6 protein-coding genes and 1 pseudogene are annotated in these 5766 nt (G+C 68.6%); 3 read left to right on the forward strand and 4 right to left on the reverse strand.

Features of this window, described 5'->3' with window-relative positions:
* Together EQG76_RS23870 and EQG76_RS23875 are read left to right on the forward strand one after the other, a co-directional pair.
* Nucleotides 1–401: pseudogene (locus EQG76_RS23870) on the forward strand (hypothetical protein); the annotation flags it as partial.
* A 151-nt stretch (nucleotides 402–552) separates the two neighbouring features.
* The gene (locus tag EQG76_RS23875) at nucleotides 553–1917 is read left to right on the forward strand and encodes a glycosyltransferase family 87 protein (protein ID WP_159717019.1); all 1365 of its coding nucleotides are present in this window, start codon (nucleotides 553–555) and stop codon (nucleotides 1915–1917) included.
* On the opposite strand, the gene EQG76_RS23880 is transcribed toward EQG76_RS23875, so the two are convergent.
* Both EQG76_RS23880 and EQG76_RS23885 read right to left on the reverse strand, forming a co-directional pair.
* A complete protein-coding gene (locus EQG76_RS23880) occupies nucleotides 1914–2468 on the reverse strand; it encodes a regulatory protein RecX (protein ID WP_159717021.1) in 555 nt (184 codons plus the stop codon). The genes EQG76_RS23875 and EQG76_RS23880 overlap by 4 nt on opposite strands.
* Nucleotides 2465–3478 carry an extracellular solute-binding protein gene (locus tag EQG76_RS23885; protein WP_159717029.1) on the reverse strand — a complete coding sequence of 338 codons (1014 nt, stop codon included), beginning with the start codon at nucleotides 3476–3478 and terminating at the stop codon, nucleotides 2465–2467. Before EQG76_RS23885 ends, EQG76_RS23880 begins: the two co-directional genes overlap by 4 nt.
* A 371-nt stretch (nucleotides 3479–3849) precedes the next feature.
* On the opposite strand from EQG76_RS23885, the gene EQG76_RS23890 reads away from it, so the two are divergent.
* Nucleotides 3850–5067 carry an alpha/beta hydrolase family protein gene (locus tag EQG76_RS23890; RefSeq protein WP_200841063.1) on the forward strand — a complete coding sequence of 406 codons (1218 nt, stop codon included), beginning with the start codon at nucleotides 3850–3852 and terminating at the stop codon, nucleotides 5065–5067.
* A gap of 16 nt (nucleotides 5068–5083) precedes the next feature.
* Here EQG76_RS23890 and EQG76_RS23895 read toward each other — a convergent pair whose 3' ends face one another.
* Both EQG76_RS23895 and EQG76_RS23900 read right to left on the reverse strand, forming a co-directional pair.
* A complete protein-coding gene (locus EQG76_RS23895) occupies nucleotides 5084–5308 on the reverse strand; it encodes a hypothetical protein (RefSeq protein WP_159717025.1) in 225 nt (74 codons plus the stop codon).
* Between the two features lie 92 nt (nucleotides 5309–5400).
* A partial coding sequence (locus EQG76_RS23900) for an ABC transporter permease (RefSeq protein ID WP_159717027.1) occupies nucleotides 5401–5766 on the reverse strand: 366 nt, incomplete at its 5' end.

A 5766-nucleotide genomic window follows, 5' to 3' on the forward strand; every position in this document is an offset into this window, starting at 1 on the left:
GCATGCGGCGAAGCCGGCAGGTCTCCAGGCTCGCCTCGACCTTCCTCCATCTGGCCGCCCTGCTCTCGATCGAGCGTGACGCCTTCTGGCCGCTGCTGTTCGCCGAGCCCGGCAAGCAGCCGCTGCGCGCCCGGCCACCTTATGATGCACTCTCGCTGCCCGAAGGCCGCCCGCCGAGCTATCGCCTCCTTTCGCCGGAAGCCGCCCGAACGGGCCTGGACCCGGAGGATCTGGCAAAGGCGCCCTACCTTGAGGACTGGGCTCGGCAGTATGACTATGTGCTGATCCTGAACGCAGGCGGCGTCCCGGACCTGCACCGGGTCAACCCGGACAAGCTCGACCTGATCACGGCCAACGACACGGCGGCGCTGTTCCGCGTGGCGGAGGCACCGGGACATTAGCGCGACGCGGCCGACCGAGGTCATGGAGCCAGGACGAGCGCTATCCGCTATCCATGGGGACCTCTGTTGAGGAGCACGGCAAGATGCACCAGCGCCTGATGCCGGAGCGTGCCGACGCCCGGGCCGGCCGCCGCTCTGGCAGCCCTCCCCCATGGGGGAGGGCGCGCAGGCGGCCCGGATGGGGCTGCTGATGGCCAGCGCGGCACGGATCGGCGGAGCGATGCCGGCCTGGCGCCGCCGCCTGATCCAGTGCGGCTGCGTGTTCCTCATCCTCCTGGGCGTCGTCGGCACCATCCGCAACGGCGTGCTGCCGGGCAACCGGGTGTTCTTCGACTTCAAGGTCTTCTACGCCGCCGGGGAACTCTGGCGCGAGCGCGTGTCACCCTACGATGCCAAGGCGTTCTGGGCGGAGCTCGCCAGGTTCGACCCCGAGAGCCCCGAGTACAACCGCAAGCTCCGGGCGATCTATGTCTACCCGCCGCAGGCCTCGGCCTTCTTCGCGCTGTGGACGCGGCTGCCGATCGAGCAGGCCGCCCGCCTGCTGCTCGCCGTCAATGTCGCCCTGACCGTGCTGGCGCTGGTGCTGATGGGCCGGATCCTGTCCTGGTTCCGGCCGGTCGGGCTGGTGGAGCTCGCCTTTCTCGCGGCCCTTCCCGGGATCGGGCTGTACATCAACCTGCGCAACACGCAGTGGGGGATCCTGATCCTGGTCCTCCTGCTCGCCACCTTCATGCTCGAGCGCAGCGGCCGCCGGGCGCCGGCCGGCCTCACGCTGGCCCTGACCTCGTTCAAGCCCTCGTTCATGCCGCTGTTCGCGCTGTATCATCTCCTGCGGGGGAACTGGCGGCTCGTGGCGATGGCGGCCCTGGGCGTCCTGGCCCTGACGATCCTGCCGCTGGTCCTGACCGGCCAGCCCCTGACCAGGCTGCTCGAGTACAGCCATGCCCTGGAGCTGCGTGACGCACGCGGGGAATTCCTTTCGACCCACCCGGGCGAGCGGTTCACGATCAACTACAACATGATCCATCTGGAGGCGCTGCTGCTGCGCCTATTCGGCGCGCCGTCGGGCCTGGCCGGGGCCGCAGTGCTGCTGGCGCTGGCGCTGGTCTGCGTGGCCACGGCCTTCGTGTTGCGCCAGGCACCGCGCACGGAGGAGGAGCACCTCCTCGATTTCGCGATCGTCGCCGCCCTGTCGGCGACAGCGGTCTACCACCGCACCTACGACCTGTTCCTCCTGCTGCCGGGCTTCTTGTGCCTGTATCTGCGGGCCGCCAGCGACGTGGAGCGCCATGGCCGCTGGTGGTGGGCCGGCATCCTCGTGCTCTTCCTCTTGCTGTTCACCCGCTTCAACGGCTGGGTGACGAGCTGGATCTCCTCCACGCCCGAGCTCCGGGACCTGCCGCAGGCGCGCGCCCTGCTGCCCATGCCCTGGCTGGTCATGGCGCTGCTGCTGGCGCTGCTGCAACTGCGCCGCCAGCCGGCCGGCCTGGGCCAGTGCCGCCCGAACGGCTGCTAGGCGCGCTCGTCCTCCTCCGGCTCGTCCAGCGCCGCGCGGGCGATGTCTGCCGGAAAGCCGTGGCGCAGGAGGCGGGCGAGGTCGGCTTGGCGGTTGGGGGCGCGCTCGTCCTCGGGCCGGTGCCAGCCCAGGCGGCGCTTGCGCACGAAGGCCCGGGCCGCCGCGGCCTCGGGCTCCGGGATCTCCTCGGTGATGGCCTCCAGGGCGGCATCCGCCGTGTCCCGATCCACCCCCTGACGGGCCATGTGGTGGCGGATGCCCAGGCGCGACAGGCCGCGGTTCACCAGCGTGCGGCCGCGGCCGCGGGCGAACACGGCATCGTCGACATAGCCGAGTTCCACCAGCCGCTCGAGCGCCTGCTCGACCGGGCGCTGGTCGAGCTCCGCCGGGTCGGCACCGGGCTCGGGCGGGCGGAGCTTGGCCAGCCTGCGCAGGAGGACGCGCCGGACCGAGGCCTGGCTCGCCGAGATCCGCGCCAGGTAGCGCAGCCCGGCGGTCACCAGCTCGCGGACGAGCCTGGCCTCGTCCTGGTTCGGCAGGCCGTCGCTCACTTCTTCAGGCGCGTGAACACCCGGTTGCGCAGCTCGCGGGTCTTTTCCGAGCAGTCGCGCGCGGGCCTGAGGCGATCGGCATATTCGTTCGGCATGACCACGGCCGGATCGCTGCTCAGCGCCTCGTCCATGAACTCGGCCGAGCCCTCGATGGCGTTGTTGTAGCCGGTGAAGTTGGAGGCCTGCGCGATGTTCTCGGGCTTCATCACCCAGGCCAGGAACTTCTTCGCCCCCTCCTTGTTCGGCGCGCCCTTCGGGATGACGAAATTGTCCTGCCACATCGAGATACCCTCCTTGGGGTACACGTAGACCAGGCTCGGCAACTGCTCCCTGGTGCGGTGCGCGGCACCGTTCCACTGCTGGTGCATGATCACCTCCTTGGCGATCATCCGCTCGATCGTGCCGTCCGACTGGTACATGGCCAGCACCGGCTTCTGCTTTTCCAGCACGCCGAGGATCTTCTGCGCGTCCTCGGTCGATTCGCTGCACTGGTCCAGGCCCAGATAGAAGGCGGCGGCGTTCCAGAGCTCGATCTCGTCGTTCAGCGCGGCGACCTGGCCGTTGAGCTCGGCCGGCGGCTCGAAGAACGACTTCCAGCTCTCCTCCAGCTTGCCGCCCGGCACCCGCTCGCTGTCGTAGCTGAACCCGGTGGTCCCCCACATGTAGGGCACGCTGTACTTGCGGCCGGGGTCGAACCAGGGATCGGCGAAGGAGGTCTGGATGTTGGCGAAGCTCTCCAGGGTGGAGGCGTCGAATGGCTCCAGGAGGTCGGCCTGGATCATGACCGGGACCATGTAGTCGCTCGGCACCACGATGTCGTAGCCGCTGGCCCCGGCCTGCAGCTTGGCGAGCATGGTCTCGTTGGAATCGTAGACGTCCAGCACGACGCTGGTGCCGGTCTCCTGCTCGAACTTCTTCAGGAGCTCCGGCGGGAAGTAGTTGCTCCAGTTGTAGAAATTCACCGTGTCCGCGTGAGCGGCACCACTCGCCGCGCCCAGCGCCACGACCATGGCTGCCGTCGTCGCCACCAGCCTGTTGCTCACCTGTCCGTCCCCATCGCCCGTTCGTCCATAGACCGATCTTGGCCCTGGAAGGGATGGGACGGAAGGCGGTTCATGGTGGAGGGCGCCGCTGCTTCCACTGGCCCAGCCGGCGGTCCGCTGGACGCTGCCGCCCGGGCGGCCCGACAGCTTGCCCGGTTTCGGCAACACTCACGTCGAACTGTGCCGTTCCCGGCAAGGCCGAACTGGACGCTGCCCGACTTCCAGTAAAAACATCGGCGGCGGTTACACGAAGATAGAAGAACGCGTGATGATGCAGCCGGACGGCGACCTCGTCCGGAGTTGATCTTGCGGTCGCGGCCCCCGGCCTGGAGAGAATGATGTCAACACTTACACGGCTCGCCGCGCTCCTCGCCCTGCTGCTCGGCATCGCCAGCGCCCTGCCTGCGGCCCACGCGCAGGAGGGTGAGCCGGTCCGGCTCGCATCAGGCATCAGCTACCAGCTCCTGGCCCGCTGGGACATCGAGCGCCTGAACCGGATCCTGGAGGTGGATACCCAGGAATTCGCCGGGATCACGACGAGCTACACGCCGGCCACCAACGCGGTCCGGCTGTTTCGCGTCACCTATCCGTCCGTGGTCCCAGAGCGGGGCAACCGGCCGATCGTCGCCACCGGGCTCCTGGCCGTGCCCGAGGTGGAAGGGACGACCCTGCCGATGGTCTCCTACCAGCACGGCACGGTGTACGGCGAAGAGGAGGTGCCGTCCTTCCCCGACCAGTCGCCCGAGACCCAATTGATGATCGCGCAGTTCGCAGGCCAGGGTTATCTGCTGATCGGGGCCGACTATTTCGGCATGGGCCAGTCAGAGGAGCCGGAAGGCTACATGGTGAAGGGCAGTCACCAGCAGGCGACCTTCGACATGCTGATGGCCAGCCGTGCGGTGCTGGCGGATCTCGGGCTCGACAGCGACGAGCTGTTCCTGGCCGGCTGGTCGCAGGGCGGCTTCGTCACCATGGCCTTCCTCGAGAAGCTGGAAAGTGCGGGCGTGCCGGTCGCGGCGGTCGCAACGGCGAGCGCGCCGGTCGATGTCTTCGCAGCACTCAACGGCTTTCTCAACTTCCCGCGCGAGAACGACGCGCCCTGGGTGACGACGCTGTTCATCCTGTCGTCCTTCTCGTTCGAGAACTATTACGGCGTGCCGGGGCTGGCGCGGTCGGTCATCAACGACGAGCATTACGAGGTCTCGCGCAAGGCCTACCAGCGGCAGCCCTTCGATCCGGCGGACGTCCCGACCGAGCTGCGCCAGCTGATCCGGCCCGACTATTTCGATCCGCAGTTCTTCGCCGAATCCGCCTATGGCCGGCTCGTGGCCGCAACGCAGGCCTATCGCTGGATCATCCGGACGCCGGTGCGCAACTATTACGGCGAGAGCGACGAGGTGATCGCGACCGAGCTGGGCCAGCTCGCCATGACCTACCAGCGCGCCATCGGGAACGGGAACCCGCAGGTGGAGGCGATCTCGACCGGCCCGTCCTCGCACCGGGGCACGTTCGCCCGGGCGGTGCCGGCGTGGAAGACCTGGTTCGACGAGCCGTGACGTGCCAGGGCCGGCATCAGCCGGCCCGCGTCTCCGCCAGGCACTGCGCCCGCCGGTCGGCCTGCAGCACGGCATAGCACATGCCAGGATCCCGCCTCGCCTTGGCCAGGCAGGCGGTGCGGGCGTCGGCGTCACTGATCGCGTAGCAGGCGGCGGCATCTGCCGCACGTGCCGCTCCCGCCAGCAGGGCAGGTGCAGGAATCATGGCCGGCAGGACGAGGAACAGATGGGGCTGTCTCATGTCGTCCTCGTAGCCATGGCATCGCCGCCTGTCCTGGCCGAGATGCCGGACGCCATACCCGATGGCCCGGCCTGCCCTATCCTGAGAAGTGTTCAGCGCCGCACGCGCCCGACCAGCCAGGAGGCGGCGACGAAGACGATCGAGATCGCCAGCATCAAGGCCGAGACCGCGTTGACCTCGGGCGAGATGCCGATCCGGATCATGCCGAAGATGTAGATCGGCAGGGTCGTGGCGCCGGCACCGGCCACGAAATAGGTGATCACGAAGTCGTCCAGGCTGATGATGAAGGCCAGCATCGCGCCGGAGATGATACCGGGCCAGAGCTGCGGCAGGACCACGCGCAGGAAGGTCTGGCGGCGATTGGCGTAGAGGTCCTGGGCGGCTTCCTCCAGCCGCGGGTCCATGCCCTCCAGCCGGGCGCGGATCGGCAGGTAGGCGAACGGGATGCAGAACACGGT

The organism is Geminicoccus flavidas, from assembly GCF_009806515.1.
Classification (GTDB): Bacteria; Pseudomonadota; Alphaproteobacteria; order Geminicoccales; family Geminicoccaceae; genus Geminicoccus; species Geminicoccus flavidus.

Bases quoted from the DNA above. Each gene is read 5' to 3' on its own strand.
- EQG76_RS23875 (WP_159717019.1), top strand. From the start codon at position 553: ATGGGGGAGGGCGCGCAGGCGGCCCGGATGGGGCTGCTGATGGCCAGC.
- EQG76_RS23885 (WP_159717029.1), bottom strand. From the start codon at position 3,478: ATGGTCGTGGCGCTGGGCGCGGCGAGTGGTGCCGCTCACGCGGACACG.
- EQG76_RS23890 (WP_200841063.1), top strand. From the start codon at position 3,850: ATGTCAACACTTACACGGCTCGCCGCGCTCCTCGCCCTGCTGCTCGGC.
- EQG76_RS23895 (WP_159717025.1), bottom strand. From the start codon at position 5,308: ATGAGACAGCCCCATCTGTTCCTCGTCCTGCCGGCCATGATTCCTGCA.